Annotated in this window: 20 protein-coding genes and 1 tRNA gene; 6 read left to right on the top strand and 15 right to left on the bottom strand. The window is 51.3% G+C overall.

What is annotated here, in order from left to right; all coding sequences use genetic code 11:
- Positions 1 to 97 precede the first annotated feature (97 nt).
- The gene (gene putP / locus CLR69_RS18825; RefSeq protein ID WP_131535000.1) at positions 98 to 1582 is read left to right on the top strand and encodes a sodium/proline symporter PutP; all 1485 of its coding nucleotides are present in this window, start codon (positions 98 to 100) and stop codon (positions 1580 to 1582) included.
- Between the two features lie 42 nt (positions 1583 to 1624).
- On the opposite strand, the gene CLR69_RS18820 is transcribed toward putP, so the two are convergent.
- Positions 1625 to 2512, bottom strand: a complete 888-nt coding sequence (locus CLR69_RS18820) for a LysR family transcriptional regulator (RefSeq protein WP_129708879.1) — start codon at positions 2510 to 2512, stop codon at positions 1625 to 1627.
- Between the two features lie 101 nt (positions 2513 to 2613).
- On the opposite strand from CLR69_RS18820, the gene CLR69_RS18815 reads away from it, so the two are divergent.
- Positions 2614 to 3240 carry an NADPH-dependent F420 reductase gene (locus tag CLR69_RS18815; RefSeq protein ID WP_131534999.1) on the top strand — a complete coding sequence of 209 codons (627 nt, stop codon included), beginning with the start codon at positions 2614 to 2616 and terminating at the stop codon, positions 3238 to 3240.
- A gap of 119 nt (positions 3241 to 3359) precedes the next feature.
- Here the strand turns inward: CLR69_RS18815 and ilvC are convergent, their stop codons facing one another.
- Positions 3360 to 4838: a ketol-acid reductoisomerase gene (gene ilvC, locus CLR69_RS18810; protein ID WP_129708884.1), complete on the bottom strand. Its 1479-nt coding sequence runs from the start codon at positions 4836 to 4838 to the stop codon at positions 3360 to 3362.
- A gap of 185 nt (positions 4839 to 5023) precedes the next feature.
- Here ilvC and ilvY point away from each other — a divergent pair, with 185 nt between their 5' ends.
- Together ilvY and CLR69_RS18800 are read left to right on the top strand one after the other, a co-directional pair.
- Positions 5024 to 5914 carry an HTH-type transcriptional activator IlvY gene (gene ilvY / locus CLR69_RS18805; RefSeq protein WP_129708887.1) on the top strand — a complete coding sequence of 297 codons (891 nt, stop codon included), beginning with the start codon at positions 5024 to 5026 and terminating at the stop codon, positions 5912 to 5914.
- Positions 5911 to 6711 carry a lysozyme inhibitor LprI family protein gene (locus tag CLR69_RS18800; protein ID WP_131534998.1) on the top strand — a complete coding sequence of 267 codons (801 nt, stop codon included), beginning with the start codon at positions 5911 to 5913 and terminating at the stop codon, positions 6709 to 6711. The genes ilvY and CLR69_RS18800 overlap by 4 nt, the downstream gene beginning before the upstream one ends.
- 18 nt (positions 6712 to 6729) lie before the next feature.
- Here CLR69_RS18800 and CLR69_RS18795 read toward each other — a convergent pair whose 3' ends face one another.
- The 7 genes from CLR69_RS18795 to ilvL all read right to left on the bottom strand — a co-directional run bounded on the left by CLR69_RS18795 (position 6730) and on the right by ilvL (position 14213).
- Positions 6730 to 7473, bottom strand: a complete 744-nt coding sequence (locus CLR69_RS18795; protein ID WP_131534997.1) for a DUF2461 domain-containing protein — start codon at positions 7471 to 7473, stop codon at positions 6730 to 6732.
- Between the two features lie 106 nt (positions 7474 to 7579).
- Positions 7580 to 9124: a threonine ammonia-lyase, biosynthetic gene (ilvA, locus tag CLR69_RS18790; protein WP_129708902.1), complete on the bottom strand. Its 1545-nt coding sequence runs from the start codon at positions 9122 to 9124 to the stop codon at positions 7580 to 7582.
- A 5-nt stretch (positions 9125 to 9129) separates the two neighbouring features.
- Complete coding sequence (gene ilvD, locus CLR69_RS18785) at positions 9130 to 10980, bottom strand: dihydroxy-acid dehydratase (protein WP_129708905.1); 1851 nt, start codon at positions 10978 to 10980, stop codon at positions 9130 to 9132.
- A gap of 77 nt (positions 10981 to 11057) precedes the next feature.
- Entirely contained in the window at positions 11058 to 11984 is a 927-nt protein-coding gene (locus CLR69_RS18780) for a branched-chain amino acid transaminase (RefSeq protein ID WP_129708908.1), read from the bottom strand.
- 25 nt (positions 11985 to 12009) lie between these two features.
- Positions 12010 to 12270 carry an acetolactate synthase 2 small subunit gene (gene ilvM, locus CLR69_RS18775; protein WP_005969103.1) on the bottom strand — a complete coding sequence of 87 codons (261 nt, stop codon included), beginning with the start codon at positions 12268 to 12270 and terminating at the stop codon, positions 12010 to 12012.
- A gap of 57 nt (positions 12271 to 12327) precedes the next feature.
- Complete coding sequence (gene ilvG, locus CLR69_RS18770) at positions 12328 to 13974, bottom strand: acetolactate synthase 2 catalytic subunit (protein WP_131534996.1); 1647 nt, start codon at positions 13972 to 13974, stop codon at positions 12328 to 12330.
- Between the two features lie 140 nt (positions 13975 to 14114).
- Positions 14115 to 14213 (bottom strand): ilv operon leader peptide, encoded by a 99-nt coding sequence (gene ilvL / locus CLR69_RS18765; RefSeq protein WP_071531109.1) that lies wholly within the window; start codon positions 14211 to 14213, stop codon positions 14115 to 14117.
- A gap of 395 nt (positions 14214 to 14608) precedes the next feature.
- Here ilvL and CLR69_RS18760 point away from each other — a divergent pair, with 395 nt between their 5' ends.
- The gene (locus tag CLR69_RS18760; RefSeq protein WP_131534995.1) at positions 14609 to 16135 is read left to right on the top strand and encodes a YifB family Mg chelatase-like AAA ATPase; all 1527 of its coding nucleotides are present in this window, start codon (positions 14609 to 14611) and stop codon (positions 16133 to 16135) included.
- Between the two features lie 57 nt (positions 16136 to 16192).
- Here CLR69_RS18760 and CLR69_RS18755 read toward each other — a convergent pair whose 3' ends face one another.
- The gene (locus CLR69_RS18755) at positions 16193 to 16531 is read right to left on the bottom strand and encodes a MaoP family protein (protein ID WP_048262976.1); all 339 of its coding nucleotides are present in this window, start codon (positions 16529 to 16531) and stop codon (positions 16193 to 16195) included.
- 120 nt (positions 16532 to 16651) lie between these two features.
- Here CLR69_RS18755 and hdfR point away from each other — a divergent pair, with 120 nt between their 5' ends.
- Positions 16652 to 17479, top strand: a complete 828-nt coding sequence (gene hdfR, locus CLR69_RS18750) for an HTH-type transcriptional regulator HdfR (RefSeq protein WP_129708917.1) — start codon at positions 16652 to 16654, stop codon at positions 17477 to 17479.
- 21 nt (positions 17480 to 17500) lie between these two features.
- Here hdfR and yjfF read toward each other — a convergent pair whose 3' ends face one another.
- The 5 genes from yjfF to CLR69_RS18725 all read right to left on the bottom strand — a co-directional run bounded on the left by yjfF (position 17501) and on the right by CLR69_RS18725 (position 22643).
- On the bottom strand, positions 17501 to 18463 hold the full coding sequence (yjfF, locus tag CLR69_RS18745; RefSeq protein WP_039286283.1) for a galactofuranose ABC transporter, permease protein YjfF: 963 nt from the start codon (positions 18461 to 18463) through the stop codon (positions 17501 to 17503).
- Positions 18463 to 19473 (bottom strand): galactofuranose ABC transporter, ATP-binding protein YtfT, encoded by a 1011-nt coding sequence (gene ytfT / locus CLR69_RS18740; protein ID WP_129708920.1) that lies wholly within the window; start codon positions 19471 to 19473, stop codon positions 18463 to 18465. Before ytfT ends, yjfF begins: the two co-directional genes overlap by 1 nt.
- Complete coding sequence (gene ytfR / locus CLR69_RS18735; RefSeq protein ID WP_131534994.1) at positions 19460 to 20980, bottom strand: galactofuranose ABC transporter, ATP-binding protein YtfR; 1521 nt, start codon at positions 20978 to 20980, stop codon at positions 19460 to 19462. Before ytfR ends, ytfT begins: the two co-directional genes overlap by 14 nt.
- 190 nt (positions 20981 to 21170) lie before the next feature.
- A complete protein-coding gene (gene ytfQ / locus CLR69_RS18730; protein ID WP_129708925.1) occupies positions 21171 to 22127 on the bottom strand; it encodes a galactofuranose ABC transporter, galactofuranose-binding protein YtfQ in 957 nt (318 codons plus the stop codon).
- 440 nt (positions 22128 to 22567) lie between these two features.
- A tRNA-Trp gene (locus CLR69_RS18725) sits at positions 22568 to 22643 on the bottom strand.
- Between the last annotated feature and the right edge of the window lie 50 nt (positions 22644 to 22693).

Genomic DNA, 22693 nt, shown 5'->3' with positions numbered 1-22693 from the left:
GCCCATCATCACCTTCAGACCTCGTTCCGGCCTGAGTGATTACGATAAAACACAGCGTCGCTGCGACAGCGGCACGAAAAAGAATGTGGAGAGTTAAATGACAATAAGCACACCCATGCTGGTGACGTTTTTGGTGTACATTTTCGGGATGGTCCTCATCGGCCTGTTTGCCTACCGCGCCACCAATAACTTTGGCGATTACATTCTGGGCGGGCGTCGGATGGGTAGCGTAGTGACCGCACTGTCGGCGGGTGCTTCCGATATGAGCGGCTGGCTGCTGATGGGGCTACCGGGTGCCATTTTCATTTCTGGTATTTCTGAAAGCTGGATCGCGATTGGTCTGACGCTAGGTGCCTACCTGAATTGGAAATGGGTCGCTGGACGCCTGCGCGTACACACCGAAATAAACCACAATGCACTCACCCTGCCTGACTATTTCACCCACCGCTTTGAAGATAACAGCAAATTACTGCGTGTGATCTCCGCGTTAGTCATCCTGGTTTTCTTCACCATCTATTGTGCATCCGGCGTCGTCGCGGGGGCTCGTCTGTTTGAAAGCACCTTTGGAATGAGCTACGGCACCGCATTATGGGCAGGGGCCGCAGCGACTATAGCCTATACCTTTATCGGCGGCTTTCTGGCTGTAAGCTGGACGGACACCGTTCAGGCCAGCCTGATGATTTTCGCCCTGATCCTGACGCCTGTGATGGTCATTTTATCGCTGGGAGGAATAGACACCTCACTCATGGTGATTGAAGCGAAAAATCCGGCCAATCTGGATATGTTTAAAGGGCTGAATTTTGTCGCCATTATCTCACTGATGGGCTGGGGCTTGGGCTATTTCGGCCAGCCGCATATTCTGGCGCGTTTTATGGCTGCGGATTCACACCACACGATCCACAGCGCGCGCCGCATCAGTATGACCTGGATGATTCTTTGTTTGGCCGGTGCGGTGACGGTGGGCTTTTTCGGCATCGCCTACTTCAGCAATAACCCTGACCAGGCGGGCAACGTGGCGCAGAATAGCGAGCGCGTCTTTATCGAGTTATCCATGCTGCTGTTCAACCCGTGGATTGCTGGCGTTCTGCTATCGGCGATTTTAGCTGCAGTCATGAGTACGCTGAGCTGCCAGTTGCTGGTGTGCTCCAGTGCCATCACCGAAGATTTATACAAGCCATTCCTGCGCAAAAATGCCAGTCAGAAAGAGTTGGTATGGGTGGGACGCGCGATGGTGCTATTAGTCGCTATCATTGCTATCGCGCTGTCGCTGAACCCTGAAAACCGTGTACTGGGTCTGGTGAGCTATGCCTGGGCAGGGTTCGGTGCCGCCTTCGGACCGGTGATTCTGATTTCTCTGCTGTGGCCACGTATGACGCGTAACGGCGCTCTGCTCGGTATGATCGTGGGGGCAGCAACCGTGCTGGTCTGGAAACAGTACGCCTGGCTGGGCCTGTATGAAATCATCCCTGGATTCATCTTCAACAGCCTGACCATTTTTATCGTCAGCCTGCTGGGTAAAGCACCATCAAAAGCAATTACCGATCGCTTCAATCAAGCAGAAGCAGAGTACCAGTCCGTTTAGTCATAACACCCGTGGCACAGTCACTGTGCCACGGGCTCATTTTTATCCGAAATTTGCTCTGACGGCATCAACAAAGGTTTTAATTTTAACCGCCGATCGCCGTCCCATCGGCACCATGACATGAACCGGGCGGGCAGGCCCATTATAGTCAGAGAGCACCTGAACCAGTCGTCCGCGATCAATTTCCTTGCGTAACACAGCTTCTGGCCCAAGCGTGATGCCATATCCCGCTATCGCAGCATGCAACAGTGCATTCCAATCATTAGCAAAAAGCCTACCTTCCGGCCTAACTTCTTCAGGCTTCCCGTCCTTCTGAAATACCCACCGACAAGACGTCGCGACAGCGCGGGCGCCATAAATAAGACAGGCATGGCGTGCAAGGCTCGATGGAGTATCCGGTGAGCCTGCACGAGCCAGATAGTCAGGTGATGCGCAAGCGATCAACGAGTAAGGTTGAAGCGGCCAGGCCACCATTGAACTATCCGCCAATTCACCGATGCGAATGATGACTTCAAACCCCTCCTCAATAGGATCGACAATCCGATCATTCAGCGTCAGCGCAATTTGCGTGTCGGGGTAACGTGCGAGATAGCCTGTGATAAACGGCGCGAGCAAATGCGATCCCCAGGTAACCGGTGCATTCACCTGAATAATACCGGAAGGTGTCACCTGCATTTCACGGGCAATCGCATCGGCGTCCTCCGCTTCGGCAAGCACAACCTTGCAGCGCTCGTAATAGCGCAGACCAATATCCGTCAGGCTCTGTTTACGCGTGGTGCGGTTCAGTAACCGAACGCCGAGCCTCGCTTCGAGCCATGCCACTTGCTTCGCCACCATCTGTGGTGAGATGCCCAGCCCCTCTGCGGCGGCGGCAAAAGACCCCAACTCCGACGCTTTGACAAAGATGTTCATACTGGTTAGTCGATCCATGATTCGCTCATATTTGTTGTTTGTTTTCTCTTAAAATCACGATTTATCTTCAAATTGTAGGCAATTAAGATTTTCTTCTCAAAAGCATTAAGGAGAAAAAGATGAAAATTGGCATTATTGGTGCAGGCTTTGTTGGGCGAGCGATAGCGAAATTAGCGCTTCAGAACGGTCATCAAGTCATGCTCAGCAACTCACGCGATCCCCAGTCGCTTTTCAGTCTCCGTCCCATGATCGGCTGCGATATCGGAACCGGCACTCAGGCAGCGCTATTTGGCGACATTATTGTTATCGCCGTTCCCTTTACCGCTATCGATAAGCTCCCAGAGAAAGCTTTACAGGGCAAATCCGTCATCGATGCCGTCAACTACTATACCGAGCGAGATGGCGAGGTAACCGCACTTGATACGCGCAGCACTACCACCAGCGAACTACTGGCCGGTTATTTACCGAGCGCAAAGATTACCAAAGCGTTCAATGCCATCCCCATGACGCAGCTTGAAAGTGATGGTTTGCCTGCGGGTTCTGCCAATCGTCGGGCATTACCGATTGCGGGTGATGATGAGCAGGAAAAAGCCATTGTGGCCAAACTCTATGACGCATTTGGATTTGATGTCGTCGATGCTGGAAAATTGTCTGAGGGATGGCGTTTTGAAAGGAATATGCCGTCTTACTGTGTACGGATGACAAAATCTGAATTAACCACTGCGCTGGCACTTTCCTCACGCTAAAGCACAGCCGATATGCAGCGTAGATAACGCAGACTAAGGGATAACTACGAGTAAAAAAATGCTGCTCCCAAGGGAGCAGCATAGAAATCATCGTGTTTCGGTAAACGTAAAATCGAACATTAACCTGCGACAGCGATACGCTTCATGTCTTTCATGTAACCGCGCAGCGTGTGGCCTACGGTTTCGATCGGATGGTTACGGATGGCTTCGTTAACATCACGCAGTTGCGCGTTGTCCACTTCAGTGCCAGCAACCGCTTTGCCCAGATCGCCCGGTTGCAGAGATGCCATGAACGCCTCTTTCAGCAACGGAACAGCAGCGTTAGCAAACAGGTAGTTACCGTATTCTGCGGTATCAGAGATAACCACGTTCATTTCATACAGACGTTTACGCGCAATGGTGTTGGCGATCAGCGGCAGCTCATGCAGTGATTCGTAATAAGCCGATTCTTCGATAATGCCTGAGCTCACCATGGTTTCAAACGCCAGCTCAACGCCCGCTTTGACCATCGCAACCATCAGCACGCCATTATCAAAGTATTCCTGCTCAGCGATTTTACCGTCGAACTGCGGTGCGTTTTCGAACGCGGTTTTGCCGGTCTCTTCACGCCAAGTCAGCAGTTTCACGTCATCGTTCGCCCAGTCAGCCATCATGCCGCCGGAGAATTCGCCAGAGATGATGTCGTCCATGTGTTTCTGGAACAGCGGAGCCATGATGCCTTTCAACTGCTCAGACAGTGCGTAAGCGCGCAGTTTCGCCGGGTTAGACAGGCGATCCATCATCAGCGTAATGCCACCCTGTTTCAGGGCTTCGGTAATGGTTTCCCAGCCGAACTGAATCAGTTTTTCTGCATACGCAGGATCGGTACCTTCAGAAACCAGTTTGTCGAAGCCCAGCAGAGAACCAGCCTGCAACATACCACACAGGATAGTCTGCTCACCCATCAGGTCAGATTTCACTTCTGCAACGAAAGAGGATTGCAGAACGCCAGCACGGTGACCGCCAGTGGCCGCAGCCCAGGCTTTGGCGATTGCCATGCCTTCGCCTTTTGGATCGTTTTCAGGGTGAACGGCGATCAGCGTCGGTACGCCGAAACCACGTTTGTATTCTTCACGCACTTCCGTACCTGGGCACTTCGGTGCCACCATCACGACGGTGATGTCTTTACGGATTTGCTCGCCTACTTCAACGATGTTGAAACCGTGGGAGTAACCCAGCGCTGCGCCCTGTTTCATCAGCGGTTGTACCGCCTGAACCACTGCGGAGTGCTGTTTGTCCGGCGTCAGGTTAACGATCAGATCAGCCTGCGGGATCAGATCTTCGTAAGTGCCCACGGTGAAGCCGTTTTCGGTCGCTTTACGCCATGATGCACGTTTTTCTGCAATGGCTTCAGCACGCAGGGCATAAGCGATATCCAGACCAGAATCGCGCATGTTCAGACCCTGATTCAGCCCCTGAGCACCACAACCGACGATCACCACTTTTTTCCCTTTCAGGTAGCTCGCCTCATCGGCAAATTCATCACGCCCCATAAAGCGGCACTTGCCCAATTGATCCAGCTGCTGACGCAGGTTTAATGTGTTGAAATAGTTAGCCATGTCGTGCTCCGTATACGGTTTTGTTTGTCTGTTATTCAGAAAAGGATTCCCGCGAGATGGGAATTCACTATGACCCCATCATATGACAGGAATTGCGTTGCTTAAATTGATATATTAGCAACGTCATATTGCACTATCTGCAAGATAAAAAACGGCTGCAAGATAAAAAACGGGGCCTGCATCGCATGGATTTACGTGATCTCAAATTATTCCTGCATCTGGCAGAAAGCCGACACTTTGGCCGTACCGCCAAGGCGATGCATATCAGCCCGTCCACGCTGTCGCGGCAAATTCAGCGACTGGAAGAGGATTTAGGGCAAACGCTGTTCCTGCGCGATAACCGTACTGTGCAGCTCACTGATGCCGGAGAGCACCTGAAGCTGTTCGCTCAGCAAACGCTGCTGCAATACCAGCAGCTACGCCACACGATAGACCAGCACGGGCCGTCACTAAGCGGAGAACTGCGGATCTTCTGTTCCGTCACCGCCGCCTACAGCCATCTACCGCCGATTCTGGATCGCTTTCGGGCGCTGCACCCGCTGGTTGAAATTAAACTGACCACCGGCGATGCCGCCGATGCCGTTGAGAAAATTCAGTCAAATGATGGGGATTTGGGGATTGCAGGACGCCCGGAAGCGCTGCCTACAAGCGTTGACTTCATCCCGCTTGATAAACTGCCTCTGGCGTTGATTATCCCAGCACTTCCCTGCCCTGTTCAGTCGCTGGTGCGCCAATCCGAACCGGACTGGTCGCAGATTCCGTTCATCTTGCCAGAACACGGCCCGGTGCGTAAGCGCATCGATCAGTGGTTCCGACGCAACCACATCACCAGCCCACAGATTTATGCCACCATCTCCGGGCATGAAGCGATGGTATCGATGGTCGCGCTGGGATGTGGCATCGCGTTGATTCCCAACGTCGTGCTAGAGAACAGCCCGGAGCCAGTACGCAACCGCGTCTCTGTCTTTGTCGAACAGGTGATGGAGCCGCTTGAACTGGGGGTCTGCGTACAGAAAAAACGGCTTAGCGAACCGCTGATTGCCGCCTTTTGGGACATATTACAGGACACACCATGAAGATAGCCTTCACTGCCATCATCGCAGCTGGGGTGGCGCTCGCCTCCCTCAGCCACTCTGCGCAAGCCGCCACTTTTCCCTGTGAAAAAGCCGCCTCTGTGCAGGAAAAGCTGATTTGCGCCAGCCCGTTGCTCGGGCAGCTAGATGAAGAACTGGCGCAGGCATGGAAGACATCCCGCGCATTCCTGACGGCGTATGGCAACAGCGCGCCGTGGGAGAAAACACTCAACCAGTTTCAGCGCAGCTGGCTTACCACGCGCGATCAGTGCAAAGACGAGGACTGCCTGCGACAGCGTTATCAGCAGCAGTTAAATCGGCTGCGCTACCTAAATGACATCGCGCAGCACGCTTTACCTTCCCCGATTACTCCGGTGAAAAGTACGTCCTGCTTCCACGGTTCGTTCAGCTATACATATGTTATGTCAGGACTTTCCGCCGAGGAGTACCGCGATCTGGGGGATTATTTTCGGGAAATGTATGACCAGAAAGCACCCTACCACGCCGTCAGCCTGACGATGACCAACCAACGTGGCAAGATTGAGGGCGGTGCTTCCATTGCATTCCGCTACGGTAACAAGCTGGATGATTCCGACTTCACTGCCCGTCAGATGAGCGATAGGCAAGCCATTGGCAAAGGTGAGAGCAGCTTCGGTCAGCAGGTGAAAATACTGCTTACCTGCGTTGACGATGACCATCTGCAAATCGCCACCTTCGGCAGCAACCAGGAGGAAGGCTACCTGTTTAACTATCTGTTGGAGCGCGATAAAATTCCACTGAAGCAGGAACAAACACCGTAGCGTTAGCGATCTCTGGTTCTAGCGTTCAAACCACTTATCCGCCGAAAATGCCCGCGTATCGGACTCTGCTTCCTGCGCGGCTTTCTTCATGGTTTCAATATTCATCAGGTAATGATAGAGCGGTTCAAGCTGGGTAAATCCCTGAGACAGGACTGCCACGAGGTCACCGGAAAATAGCGCTTCCATATCCTGCCGGGTACATATCGCGGCAAACGATTTGCGGTTATACCAGTCTGCCAGTTCCGGTTCCTGATCTTTAATCAGTGGGCGTTTGTAGCTTTCCCCTTCCAGCGTGAAGGTATTACCCAGGCAGCTTGCAACCTCAAGAAACTGCGGCGAATTACCGCGTAGCGTCTGACGAAACAGATCCATCGTATTCCGCGTCGCACTGTAATAGCCAAGCCCATAGCGCCAGGTATCCGGCGTAATTTCAAAGAAATACACCGGTGCATCCGTCCAGTCTTTGCGGGTACGTTTGAACGTCAGCCACATGTGGCTACGGTAACGTGACTTATCGTGAGAAAAGCGCGTATCGCGATGAATACGAGAGAGAGTCTTACCAATTGCCGGGCGAGTTTCAAAGTGGTCGTCAATCTGCAACATAGTCAGACTGAGTTCATCCACCAGCGTGCGAAATGGCGCAACCAGTTGTTCATCGTAAACTGCGCGATGCTCGTCAAACCACGCTTTATCGTTGTACTGACGCACCTGCTGAAGAAACGTTAAACCCGCTTGAGAAAAACCCATGAACTGCGTTGCCATAGAGAAATGCCATCCCTGTTGCTGTCAGATGACCTAAAGATAACGCCGCCGACGGTGAAACACCATCGGCGGCGTGAAGGGAACACTCAACGTTTAACCAACTAACTTAACCAGCCAGAAAGAAGCGGAACGCTGGGTTATTGGTTTCGTCATGGCATTCATAGCCCAGCGCCTGCAAATGCTGCTCGAACTCCCGATCGCCTTCATCCAGTTCGAACGCAGCCAGCACGCGGCCAAAATCTGTGCCGTGGCTGCGGTAATGGAACAGCGAAATATTCCAGTGCGCCCCTAGCGTCTGCAAGAATTTAAGCAACGCACCCGGCGACTCCGGGAACTCAAAGCTGTACAGCCGTTCCTGTAGCGGTTTGGAAGGGCGTCCACCGACCATATAACGAACATGTAGCTTCGCCATTTCATCATCGGACAAATCCACCACTTCATAGCCGTCTGCGGACAGTTCAGCGATGATCTCCTGCCGCTCTGCATAGCCGCGCGTCAGACGCACGCCGACAAAAATGCAGGCATCTTTGGCATCCGCGTAGCGATAGTTGAACTCAGTAACAGAACGACCCCCCAACAGTTGGCAAAACTTCAGGAAGCTTCCCTGTTTCTCAGGGATAGTCACAGCCAGCAAGGCTTCACGCTGTTCACCCAGCTCGCAGCGTTCTGAAACGTAGCGTAATCCGTGGAAGTTGACGTTCGCACCAGACAGAATATGTGCCAGACGCTCGCCCTGAATCTGATGCTGTTGGATGTACTTTTTCATCCCCGCCAACGCCAACGCACCGGACGGTTCAGCAATCGCGCGAACATCTTCGAACAGGTCTTTCACTGCCGCACAGATGGCATCACTATCGACGGTAATCACGTCATCCAGATATTCCCGACACAGCCGGAACGTTTCATCGCCGATGCGCTTCACCGCGACGCCTTCGGCAAACAGCCCGACACGTGGCAGGTCGACCGGTTGCCCGGCATCCAGCGCCGCGCGCAGACAGGCAGAGTCTTCCGCTTCCACGCCGATAACCTGAATTTGCGGCATCAACTGTTTGATCAGTACGGCGACGCCTGCCGCCAAACCACCACCACCGACCGGCACAAACACACGATCCAGATGGGCATCTTGCTGTAGCAACTCCATCGCTAGTGTACCCTGCCCGGCAATCACCGCAGGGTGATCAAACGGCGGCAGAAAGGTCATATGCTGTTGCTGTGACAACTCAATCGCCTTGGCTTTGGCTTCATCAAAGTTAGCGCCGTGTAGTAGCACTTCCCCGCCAAAACCACGCACCGCATCCACCTTGATATCGGCCGTCGCCACTGGCATCACAATCAGCGATTTAATCCCCAGCTTGGTGGAGGATAGCGCCACGCCCTGTGCATGGTTACCGGCAGACGCCGTCACCACACCGTGCGATTTTTGCTCATCGCTCAAACCCGCCATCATCGCGTACGCGCCGCGCAGCTTGAAGCTGTGCACCGCGTGCCGGTCTTCACGTTTTACCAGAATGACATTACCCAACCGCGAAGAGATCTTCTCCATCTTCTCCAGCGGTGTGACCTGCGTAACTTCATACACTGGCGACCGTAAGATCGCCCGCAGGTACTCCGCGCCCCCCGGCGCGGCAGGAAGAGGTTGTGACACAGCCATCAGCATTAGCCTCCCAGCTTGCTTTTATCTCGCACAGCGCCTTTATCCGCGCTGGTTGCCAGACTGGCGTACGCACGCAGCGCAAAAGAAACCTGACGTTCGCGATTATGTGGCGTCCAGGCCTGTTCGCCTCTCGCCTCTTCCGCTGCGCGGCGGCTCGCTAACTCGTTATCATCCAGAACCAGCGCAATACTACGGTTCGGAATATCAATCGCAATGATGTCACCATCCTGTACCAGAGCAATAGTACCGCCGCTGGCTGCTTCAGGTGATGCATGGCCGATAGACAGACCAGAAGTACCACCAGAGAAACGACCGTCAGTGATCAGCGCACAGCTTTTACCCAGCCCCATGGATTTCAGGTAGGTGGTCGGATACAGCATTTCCTGCATGCCCGGCCCGCCTTTCGGTCCTTCATAGCGGATCACAACCACATCGCCCGCCACAACTTTACCGCCCAGAATGGCGTCTACCGCATCATCCTGACTTTCATAAACTTTCGCTGGGCCGCGGAAGACCAAGCTGCCCTCATCTACACCAGCGGTTTTCACGATACAGCCATTCTCTGCCAGATTGCCGTACAGCACGGCCAGACCACCATCCTGACTATAGGCAAACTCGCGGGAGCGAATACAGCCTTCCTGACGATCGGTATCCAGTGAATCCCAGCGGCAATCCTGCGAAAACGCCTGCGTGGTGCGGATACCCGCCGGGCCAGCGGAATACATGCTTTTCACACTTTCATCCTGCGTCAGCATGACGTCGTAAGCTTCCAGCGTTTCCGGCAGCGTTTTACCCAGCACGTTGTTAACTTCACGGTTTAACAGGCCAGCTCTGTCCAACTCGCCCAGAATACCGATTACACCACCCGCGCGGTGTACATCTTCCATGTGGTATTTCTGCGTACTCGGCGCCACTTTACACAGGTGCGGAACCTGACGTGACAGCCTGTCGATATCGGTCATGGTGAAGTCCACTTCACCTTCCTGCGCAGACGCCAACAGGTGCAGGACGGTATTGGTGGAGCCACCCATCGCAATATCCAGAATCATCGCGTTTTCAAATGCCGCTTTATTAGCGATGTTGCGCGGCAGCACGCTCTCATCATCCTGCTCGTAGTAGCGCTTCGCCAGACCAACAATGCGTTTGCCTGCGTTCAGGAACAGTTGCTTACGGTCAGCGTGCGTCGCCAACAGCGAACCGTTACCTGGCTGAGACAGACCCAGCGCTTCAGTCAGGCAGTTCATGGAGTTGGCAGTAAACATACCGGAACAGGAACCACAGGTCGGGCAGGCAGAACGTTCGATCTGATCGCTCTGTTGGTCGGAGACTTTCGGATCTGCGCCCTGAATCATTGCATCAACCAGATCCAGCTTGATGATCTGATCGGATAATTTGGTTTTTCCCGCTTCCATCGGGCCGCCGGACACGAAAATCACTGGGATATTCAGGCGCAGCGACGCCATCAGCATCCCTGGGGTGATTTTGTCACAGTTGGAGATACACACCATTGCATCCGCGCAGTGGGCATTCACCATGTATTCTACCGAGTCGGCAATCAGTTCACGGGAAGGCAGAGAATAGAGCATACCGCCGTGGCCCATGGCGATGCCGTCGTCCACTGCGATAGTGTTGAATTCTTTCGCAACACCGCCAGACGCTTCGATTTGCTCGGCAACCAGTTTACCCAGATCGCGCAAGTGCACATGGCCGGGCACGAATTGGGTGAAGGAGTTGACCACGGCGATAATGGGTTTACCAAAATCATTGTCGGTCATCCCGGTGGCGCGCCACAAGGCACGGGCGCCGGCCATATTACGGCCGTGCGTGGTGGTGGCTGAACGGTACTTAGGCATGCTCTATTACTCCAAAAATTACGAATTTGGCGATGACGGAACGCGTCACCGCCTGACTTTCTGTCTGTCTGAATTAATTACTGATTTACCGGATCCAACCAGCCCCATTTATCTTCGGTCTTACCCGTAAAGAGGCCAAAGAACGCCTCCTGCAAGGCTTTGGTGACCGGGCCGCGTTTACCAATACCGACCTGAATACCGTCTACGCTACGCACTGGGGTAATTTCTGCCGCCGTGCCGGACATAAACACTTCATCCGCCAGATAGAGTGACTCGCGGGACAGCACCTGCTCACGCACTTCGTATCCCGCATCTTTCGCCAACTTGATGATGGCATCACGCGTAATGCCCGGTAGCGCCGAAGAAGTAAACGGCGGCGTGAAGATAATACCGTCCTTCACTTCAAACAGGTTCTCACCCGCGCCTTCAGAAACATAACCGTGGACATCCAACGCGATCCCTTCCTGATAACCGTGGCGGCGTGCTTCGCTACCCACCAGCAGTGAAGACAGATAATTACCGCCCGCTTTAGCAGCGGTTGGAATGGTGTTCGCCGCGACACGATTCCAGGACGACACCATCGCATCAATACCGGCTTCCAGCGCTTCCTCACCCAGATACGCACCCCACGGGAAAGCCGCGATAATAACGTCGGTTTGGTAACCGTCCGGCGGATTTACGCCCATACCCACATCACCAATAAACACCAGTGGACGGATATAGGCGCTGGTCAGGTTATTTTTACGCAACGTTTCACGGCAGGCTTCCATCAGCTCATCCACACTTTGCGCGACGGGCATGCGGTAAATTTTTGCCGAATCATGCAGGCGCTGCATGTGCTCGCGGTGACGGAAAACCACCGGCCCCTTATGTGAATTGTAGCAACGAACGCCTTCAAAGACGGAGGTGCCATAATGCAGGGCATGTGACATTACATGTACTTTTGCTTCAGCCCATGGAACCATCTCGCCATTGAACCAAATGTAGTCCGCTTTTTTTGTCATTCTTCTTTTTCCTTACTCTGTTGCGTTAGGCGCTGATCTGCTGTGATGTCGTCATCGGTTGAATATCAACACAAGCAATATCCAACAGCTTGCTCAATTGTGTTGACAATAAATCCACCGAACGATGGCTGGCAACGGTCAGTTCAATATTAATGTGATCGGTATTAGTGGTTTGCACCATATTCATAGCGCAAACTTTGAAGCCGCGATGACGAGTAACACGCAATACTCGCTCCAGAACTTCGGGACGAAAGCGCGCCTGAATCGAAAGTTGATGGTGTGTCATTCTATTGTCTCCAGCACTTATTCTGTGTAAGTCAGCCATTAGTTGGTTTCGTCGAGCTTATTGAATTTTATCGAGCATCGTTTCGTTGCCCGCGCCCGGCGGAACCAGCGGCCAGACATTCTCGTATTCGTCTATCGATACGTGCAGTAAATAGGGACCTTCGCTGTTGAACAGAGCATCCAGCGCGACATCAATTTGATCTTTACGGGTGATGCGCTGGCCAGGGATATCAAATGCGCTCGCCAGCGTCAGGAAATCAGGGTTATCCGAAAGGTCGGTTTCACTATAGCGTTCATCAAAGAATAACTGCTGCCACTGGCGCACCATGCCTAACCGTTGGTTATCCAGCAACACGATCTTCAACGGCAGTCGTTTTCGTTTGATGGTGCCCAATTCCTGAACGTTCATCATGAAAGAACCGTCACCGGAAATACAGATAACCATGTCATCCGGGCGTGCTACCTGTGCGCCTACCGCAGCCGGTACGCCAAAGCCCATCGTACCGAGGCCGCTGGAGGTGATAAAATTCTCAGGGCGGCTGAACGTCATATGCTGTGCAGCCCACATTTGGTGCTGGCCCACATCGGTCGTGACCACGGTATCGGCATTCATTCGGTCGGAGATCGTTTTCAGCAATGCAGGCGCGTAAATCGCTTGGCCGGGGTGGTCATAACGCCAAGGATATTCCGCCTTCATCATGGTGGCTTGCTGACGCCATGCGCTGACGTTCAGCGGCTGTTGCAGCGCAGGTAATACCGCCTTCAGATCGCCTTGCAGTGCAACATTGGCATGACGCAATTTACTCAGTTCCGCAGGGTCAATGTCCATGTGAATAACGCTGGCATGAGGTGCGAAGGCGTTCAGCTTGCCGGTCACGCGGTCATCAAACCGCGCCCCGACCGCGATTAACAGATCGCACTCCTGCACAATAAGGTTCGCCGCTTTCGTGCCGTGCATACCAATCATTCCGAGGTAATAGGGATGATTGGCATCCACGGCACCCAGCCCTTTCAGCGTTGAAACCGAAGGGATATCTGTCACACTCAGAAATTCTCGCAGCGCCGGAACCGCATTCGCCATACCGACTCCACCGCCAACGTACAGCACCGGTTTTTGTGCTTTCGCCAACAGGGCGTACGCCTGCGCAATATCTTGTTCGGGGAAATCAACATCGTTAGCAACGGGTGCAAAGTTCGGCGTGAAATCGCCGACAGCCAACTGAATATCTTTGGGAATATCAACCAATACAGGGCCAGGGCGGCCGCTGTTGGCAATCGCGAACGCTTCTGCCATCACTTCCGGCAATGATTCGAGAGACTCAACCAGAAAACTGTGTTTCGTACAGGCCAGCGACAGCCCCAACACGTCGATCTCCTGAAAAGCATCGGTGCCAATCAGCGCGGACCCTACCTGCCCGGTAATCGCCACCACCGGTACGGAGTCCAGCAGTGCATCGGCCAAACCGGTGATCAGGTTGGTAGCACCAGGGCCAGATGTCGCGATACAAACGCCAACTTTACCCGTCGCACGGGCATAGCCAATCGCCGCCATTGCCGCGCCTTGCTCATGGCGACACAGCAGGTGTTTTACGCCGCCGTCATAAAGTGCATCATAGACTGGCATTATCGCACCGCCCGGATAACCAAAAACGGTTTCCACGCCCTGTGCTCGCAACGCTTGTACCACCCACTGTGCTCCATTCATAGTTATTTCCCCGACATCTTATGGGAATAACAGAATTTTATGCTGATGTTCATTTTCTGTTCCTTTCCGTTATAGATTACGCCCAACAAAAAACCCCCGACCTTTCGGTGCGGGGGTTTTCTTGAATTAGGCCTTGATTTCTAAGCCATTCTTCGTCCAAGTGCAGCCCCGCACGGTGGGATAATAATCACCACCACGCTAATCACGACTAGGCTAATCACTAGGGATAGGGCTTTCATAATAGGTTGTTCATTAATCTTCTGTCGAACGAATGCCTACAGAGTTATCACAGTCAGACATGGCGTGACAACAATTTTTTTTCATCACCACCTGTAAGGATTACCTATGATACGGGAAAAAATACAACGTAATCATAAGGTAGAAGTACATCAAATTATTTTCGTTCATTGGCGTAAAAATGAGCACACGACGGGAAACTACGAGCATTACCGATCGGCATGCAATCTTAAGAAAGTCGTACCCCGTGAATAATTGCGGCCCATCATGCACAAATTTTATCCATTGCTGAAACAGAGAATTATGTTCTGATACCGCCGCGCAGAATGGCGACAACGTCCTCTACTTCTTTTCCCTTGCCAGACATGATGCAAATCATCAGCAAAGGGGAAATAGCATGTCATTGGCAGTTACCTACACTCGGGCAATGATTGGCGTACAAGCGCCTGATGTTTACATCGAAGTTCACATCAGCAGTGGATTACCGGCATTAACGCTGGTGGGGTTGCCAGAAACCACCGTCAAAGAAGCGCGCGATCGCGTGCGCAGCGCACTTATCAATTGCGGGTTTACGTTCCCTGCAAAGCGTATCACGGTCAACCTCGCACCAGCAGACTTGCCCAAAGAAGGAGGACGCTACGATCTGCCCATTGCTCTGGCGATTCTGGCAGCGTCAGAACAAATCGATGGTGAAAAGCTAAACCGCTACGAATTTCTCGGCGAACTCGGCCTGTCTGGCACGTTACGTGGCGTTAATGGCGCGATTCCAGCCGCATTGGAAGCCATAAAATCAGGCCGCCAGCTTATCCTGCCAGATGACAATAAACGAGAAATGACGCTGATACCGCAGGGAGAAGCGCTAATGGCGGGGCATCTGTTGCAGGTGTGTGCTTTTCTCAGCGGAGAAGAGAAACTGCTCAGTTGCTCTGATATGACACCCGTTCCGCAGTCTGGGGAAGATACGCTCGACTTGAAAGATATTATCGGTCAGGAGCAAGCTAAACGCGCGTTGGAAATCGCGGCTGCAGGTGGCCACAATCTGCTATTGCTAGGGCCGCCGGGAACAGGGAAAACCATGCTGGCGAGCCGATTAGGCAATCTAATGCCGCCATTGAGCGATGACGAAGCGTTGGAAAGCGCCGCCATCAATAGCCTAATCAACATTGATGCCACCATGACGCGCTGGCGAGCCAGGCCCTTCAGAGCGCCTCACCATAGCTCTTCCATGGCTGCACTCGTCGGTGGAGGATCGCTGCCCAAACCCGGAGAAATCTCGCTCGCCCACAACGGTGTACTTTTCCTGGATGAATTACCGGAGTTTGAGCGGCGCGTTCTGGACTCACTACGAGAGCCTCTGGAATCCGGTGAAATTATCATTTCCCGCACCCGCGCTAAAGTATGCTACCCGGCACGCGTTCAGCTTGTCGCCGCGATGAACCCCAGTCCGTCAGGTCATTATCAGGGCATTCATAACCGCTTACCTGCACAACAGATATTGCGCTATCTCAGTAAACTTTCCGGTCCCTTTTTGGATCGCTTTGACCTTTCTATTGAAGTCCCTTTGCTACCACCAGGGGTGTTATCTCAACAACATTACCAAGGTGAAAGCAGCGCGACGATTCGCGAGCGCGTGCTGATCGCAAGGCAGATACAGTTGAAGCGGGCAAATAAAATCAATGCGCTGCTAACTTCACGCGAAATAGAAAAACACTGCAAATTGGAGATGGCCGATGCTTCCTATCTGGAAGACGTTATGAATAAACTTGGCTTATCCGTACGCGCCTGGCACAGGATATTGAAAGTCGCCCGCACGATCGCTGACCTCGGTAATCGGGACAATATCGAGAGAAAACATCTTGCCGAAGCGCTGAGCTACCGCTGTATGGATCGATTACTCATCCAGCTCCACAAAAGCCTTGAATAGCGGAAACACGATATTTACTCAGCACAAAAGAAAATGGGGCTAACGCCCCATTCTTAATTAATCATCACTTTCAGTGTATTCTTCTACCGCGTCCATCTGCGGCTTACCGCCGGACAACGTATGGAAGCGTTTAGGACGACGGACACGTTCCAGATATTTGGACCAGATTTTTTCCAGTTCCGTTTCCGCTTTACGTTCGCCGCGACACATTGCAACAAACGATGTCTCTTCCCCAGTTACTGGTTCACGTTTGCCCAAATCCAGCTCGTTAAACGCGTAACCGTGGCGCTCCAACAGTTGTGCTTCTTTAATAGTAAAGTCGCCATGTCGGGAAAAACCACGCGGGTAGAACTTGTTATCAAAAAAACGATGAGTGGTAGAGAAGCTTTCTGCCATCTTACACGCTCCTAATTCTTCTATGGTCGTGTTGTTTATGGCGCGGAGTATTAGATAGGCTTGACATTGTGTAAAACAAAACATTTAAATCATTACGACAAAATTTTTTTGGAGATGGGCGTGGATACCGAATTACTAAAAACCTTTCTGGAAGTCAGCAGGACAAGACACTTTGGCCGTGCCGCCGAATCCCTGTATCTGACGCAGTCAGCGGTGAGTTTTCGGATTCGCCAGTTGGAGACGCAGCTTGGTGCCAACCTGTTCACACGTCATCGGAACAATATACGTCTGACGCCCGCTGGCGAACGGCTTCTACCCTATGCAGAAAGCCTTATCGGTACCTGGCAGATCGCCAAAAAAGAAGTCGCTCGCTCGCAGCAACACAGTCTGCTTTCGGTGGGGGCAACCGCTTCACTCTGGGAGGCGTACCTCACTCCCTGGCTACAATCGCTTTACCAACAGCGCCCGTTGCTCCAGTTGGAGGCACGCATTGCCTTACGGCACTCGTTGGTCAAACAACTCCATGAGCGCCAATTGGATCTGTTGATAACGACCGAACAACCAAAAATGGAAGAATTAGCAAGCCAGTTACTGGGGAATTTTTCCCTTTCACTGTTTTCAGCAGAAGCACATCCACCCGGACAGGAACTACCCTATATAAAATTGGAATGGGGCGCAGATTTCCATCAGCAAGAAACTCGCCTGTTGGCAAGCGATCAGCTTCCTATTCTGACAACAACATCCGCCCATTTGACCCGCCAACTGCTTGAAACAACTGGCGGTTGCGCGTTTTTACCCAGTCATTGGTTACAAACTTACTCCAGCCTGCGGATAGTCGGCGATAGTCAGCCCGTCGTGCGCCCATTTTACGCCGTTTGGTTACAAAACAGCGATCAGCAGACGATGATTCGTCAGTTGCTAAAAACGCCTATTGTGATTAATCCATGACCTATTTTTCTCACATCCAACTTAAGCACGTCTGGCTAACCAGAAGGTGCTTAATGCTTTCTGTAACCCAATGAAAGCAAACAACAGGAAGCCAATGACGATTTTTGTCCACCATGAACTCAAGGTGCCATCAAATGTGATATACGTTTGAATCAGGCCCTGAATCAATACACCAAACAGGGTTCCCAATACCGTCCCGACGCCACCGGTCAATAGCGTACCGCCGATCACGACAGCCGCGATGGCATCCAACTCCACACCGCTTGCTGCCAGAGCATAACCCGCTGAGGTATATAGCGAAAAAACAATGCCTGACAGCACCGCTAACGTACTGGAGAGCATGTATATATGAATCGTCGTCCGTCTGACGGGCACCCCCATCAGCTCCGCAGAATAGCTGTTACCGCCAATCGCATAAACACGGTTACCGAACCGGGTACGATGTGCCATCACAATCCCCAGCAGCACCACAATCAGCATAACTAACGCCAGAAAGGTGAATCGCCCCCCATCAGGCATGCGCCATGCTAAACCCGCCAGTTGGCTATAGACCGGATGATCGATTGGAATCGACTCCTGTGAAACGATAAAGCTCATCCCTCGGACAAAAAACATACCGGCTAGCGTGATAATAAATGCAGGCAATTTCAACGTATCGATAATCCATCCCATTAATCCACCAAACATGGCTCCCATCACCAGCGCAATGGCGAACGCAAAGAAAGGATCAATTCCATACGTACCGATTAATTTGGCCAGTAACACACCAGTAAACGCAATGACTGACCCTACGGAAAGATCGATCCCGCCAGACAGAATGACAAACGTCATCCCAACTGCCACGATCCCCAGAAAGGCGTTATCCGTCAGTAAATCAAAGAAAACTCGTGTCGAAGCAAAACCGGGAAACTGGCTGAGGCAAAACAGATAACCAGCAATAAATACCAGAATCGTCATCAACAGGGGGAAGTGGCGTTTCAACATTATGTTTTCCTCCTGAACAGGTGATGCAGCGAAATACGAGGAGATTGCATAACCAAAACCAACAGAACGACGAGTGCTTTCAGAACCAGATTAAATTCCGGTCGATAGCCAGATAGCAGGATTCCCGTATTCATACTTTGAATAATCAAAGCGCCGACGACGGAGAGCAGTAAATTAAAGCGTCCTCCAAGTAGCGAACCGCCACCAATCACCACGGCCAGAATCGCATCTAATTCCAGCCAGAGGCCTGCATTGTTAGCATCCGCACCACGGATATCCGCCGTTACGATCACGCCCGCCACGGCGGCACACACGCCGCATATGACATAAGCCGCGACCAATACCAGCTTTGTACTCACACCAGCATTACGAGCTGAGCGTAAATTAATCCCGACGGATTCGATAAATAGTCCAAGCGCCGTTTTACGAGTTAAAGCCCACAGGGCCAGCAGCGTCACGCTGGCAATAATCACTGGCATCGGTAGATAGAACAACGTTCCGCTACCCAGCGTAGCCAATCCGGCGTTATCAAACGTGATAATTTGACCTTCGGTAATCAGTTGAGCGATTCCCCGTCCCGCCACCATCAGCATTAACGTCGCAACAATCGGCTGAATCTGCAACACGGCAACCAGAAAGCCGTTCCATAGCCCACACAGTGCGCCAACTAATAGCGCAGTCAGTAATACGGAAGGAAGTGGGTGGCCAGCAGCAGTAAGCGTTGCGGCAGTAGCTCCTGCAATCGCCATGACCGCACCAACTGATAAATCGATACCACCCGTTGCAATAACCAGCGTCATACCTAATGCCAATAGCGCAACGGGCGCACCGCGGTTAAGGATGTCGATAAGGCTACCGAATAAACGCCCATCCTGAATGTGCAGGGCGAAGAAATTGGGTGCGACCATGCTATCAACCAGCAAGATAGCTACGAGAGCCAGAAGTTGTGGCACCCCTTTGGTGAACGTCAAACGCACTTTTCTGGCAGGTTTAATTTTATTGTCTGTCATCAGCCGCTCCCGTTTGTACCGCAATGGCCTGCATTACTGCCGCAACCGAGATCTCGCTATGTTCGAGATGTGCCACATGCTGCCTGTCACGCAGTACAATGATGCGGTCGGCATAACCAGTCAGCTCTTCCAGTTCAGAAGAGATCACCAATAGCGCCATCCCCTGCTCACACAATTTTTCGATAAGGCGAATAATTTCAGCATGAGCACCAACATCAATTCCCCTCGTTGGCTCATCCAGAATCAAGAAACGTGGTTCTGTGGCCAGCCAACGCGATAGCAGCACTTTTTGCTGATTCCCTCCCGATAGATACTGAATTTCCTGCTCAGCACTAGGGGTGCGAATCCCCAATAGGCTGATAAACTTTTCAGCTATCCGAGTTTGTTCGCGTAAAGACATCGGCTTTAACCAGCCGCGCTGAGCCTGAAGTGCCAGAATAATGTTCTCTCGAACCGTTGCAGCACCGACGATACCGTCAGTTTTGCGATCCTCTGGGCAATAACCGAAACCCAGCTTTCCTGCTGCACGCGGCGTACGAATGTTGACGCGTTTGCCATCAACCCACGCTTCACCAGCGTCGGACACGTTGATGCCAAATATCAGTTGCGCGGTTTCTGTCCTTCCGGATCCCAATAGACCAGCCAGACCAACAATTTCTCCCGCTCGCACGGAAAGTTCGAAGTCATTAATAAAGCCACGTCGGCCATAATGTTTAAATTGCACAATGGGTTCACCAGATGCGTCACTGTGTGCAGCGCGTTTCAATAACGTTTCATCAAAACTGTGGCCTAACATCATTTGAACTAATTCAATTCGCGGTAACTCTACAGCAGGCAATGTCCCGACTAACTGTCCATTGCGTAAAACGGTAATTCTGTCGCTAATACGGTAAACCTGATCCAGAAAATGCGTGACAAATATCATGCCGATTCCGCGATCGCGCAGCTTCCGCAATATATCGAGTAGCATATCGACTTCTTTTGCATCGAGACTGGCGGTGGGTTCATCAAGAATCAAAACCTTAGCGGAGAGATCGATAGCTCTGGCAATCGCTACAATTTGCTGGACCGCGATAGAATAATTGCCAAGTGGATGGCTAACATCAATCACCAACCCATAATTTAGTAAGAGTGCTTCGGCCTGACGCTGGATCTTATGTTGATCAACAATGCCCCATCGTGTGGGCTCACGGCCAATAAATAAATTTGCTGCAACAGACAGATTCGGTAATAGATTAACTTCTTGATATACCGTGCCGATACCCAATGACTGAGCATGTGCCGTATTAACAGGATTAATCGTTATACCATCAAGGATAATGTCACCAGATGAGCGATGGTAAACGCCAGTCAGTGCCTTAATTAGCGTTGATTTACCTGCACCATTCTCCCCCAATAGAGCCACTATTTCGCCGCGATTGAGCGTAAAATCCACCTGATCTAATGCTTTCACCCCCGGAAACTCAACGCTCATACCCTGAATATCTAACAACCGTGTCGTTTCCATCAGCATCACCTATGCAACAACTTAACAAGGCTACGTTACACCTAAGAAATATTATGGTAAGTAGGCTGACAATATTCACTGTCCCTTTATTTAAAGGCGCAGAAAACAGGGTAAACCCACTTTTCCATATTCATATTTCTGCTAGGTATTTAGCAAAATTTATATAAATGATGAGTCCACAATATAAATATCAATAACCAAGATCTTTTTTGGTTTCATATTCCTGTTTTGCCGTATCGGGCAACAATAAACGAGACTCTGTTTGGATAAATTTTTCAGGCTGTTTCCCATCTTTCTTCATCGCTAATAGAGCATCAAAAGCGGGTCCAGCCATATTGGGGGTTAACTCTACAGTCGCATTAGCTTCACCATTTATCATGGCTTTGAAAATATCGGGGACACCATCAATAGAGACAACTTTTATTTGTGAACCAGGTTTTAGGCCCGCTTCTTTAATTGCCTGAATAGCACCTATAGCCATATCATCATTATGTGCATAAACCGCACAGATATTTTTTCCGTTCTGTTCTGCTTTAATAAAGCTTTCCATGACTTCTTTACCCTTGCTACGAGTAAAGTCTCCTGATTGTGAACGGATAATTTTTATCTGCGGATCTGAAGCTATACCTTCAGCAAATCCTTTCTTACGGTTTATCGCGACACTAGCCCCAACAGTCCCCTGTAACTCTACAACATTACAAGGTTTGCCTGCGGCCTCTTTCACAAGCCATTCTCCTGCCACTTTTCCTTCATAGACGCTATCGGAAGCAATAGCAGCGGTGTACAACGATGGATCGCTAACCTCAATCGTTCTATCGAGTAGGAAAACTGGGATTTTTGCTTCCTTCGCTTCCTGCAAGACTGGTGCCCAACCTGTAGCAACGACTGGGGCAATAAATATGGCATCTACACCCTGCGCGATGAACGAACGCACAGCCTTAATCTGATTCTCTTGTTTTTGCTGAGCATCAGCGATTTTCAACGTTATTCCACGTTTCTCGGCCTCCTGCTTTGACACTTTGGTTTCCGCAGAGCGCCATCCTGATTCTGAACCAATCTGGGAAAAACCAACCGTTAAGGGTTTTGCCTGTACGGCACCGCATAATGCAGTGCTTATAGCAACAGCTACCAGTAAACGTCTGTACATACTTAAACTCCTTCTGTGTAGTCTTACAGCTACTTAGTCAGGTTTCAGGTACAGCGTAGCGTTACGAATTTCTGCTGTAGCGCTACCGATGTGATGTTGGCAGGTATAATTAACAAGTGAATGCAACCTGAAGGATCGCTCTGAAAAATGATTTACCCTTCACTCAGGTTGTAGATAGTTTTAGTTCAAATATCGGGCAAGGTAGATGAGCAAGTTCACAACCTGGTATTACGGTGATTTTGTACATATTTACAGCTAAATCATCACGATCTATTAGAAATACACCAGAGGTGTTTTATCTTTTAAATAACAATATATTAGGTTAGTTAGATATCCAGGAAGGGAGAATAATTAAGAAATCAATGAGAGTTACACGAGGCAGGATTGAGCATAGAACACATATCAAAAAAACCCTTCACGATAACGTGAAGGGTTCAATTTGGCAGGGGCGGAGAGACTCGAACTCGCGACACCCGGTTTTGGAGACCGGTGCTCTACCAACTGAGCTACGCCCCTAAATTTCGCTTAACATTATGCCTGCTAAAGTTAGCAGGCATAATTTTTAA

Source organism: Pectobacterium zantedeschiae, assembly GCF_004137795.1.
Taxonomy (GTDB): domain Bacteria; phylum Pseudomonadota; class Gammaproteobacteria; order Enterobacterales; family Enterobacteriaceae; genus Pectobacterium; species Pectobacterium zantedeschiae.
This window is presented reverse-complemented; position numbering and strand designations above follow the sequence as displayed.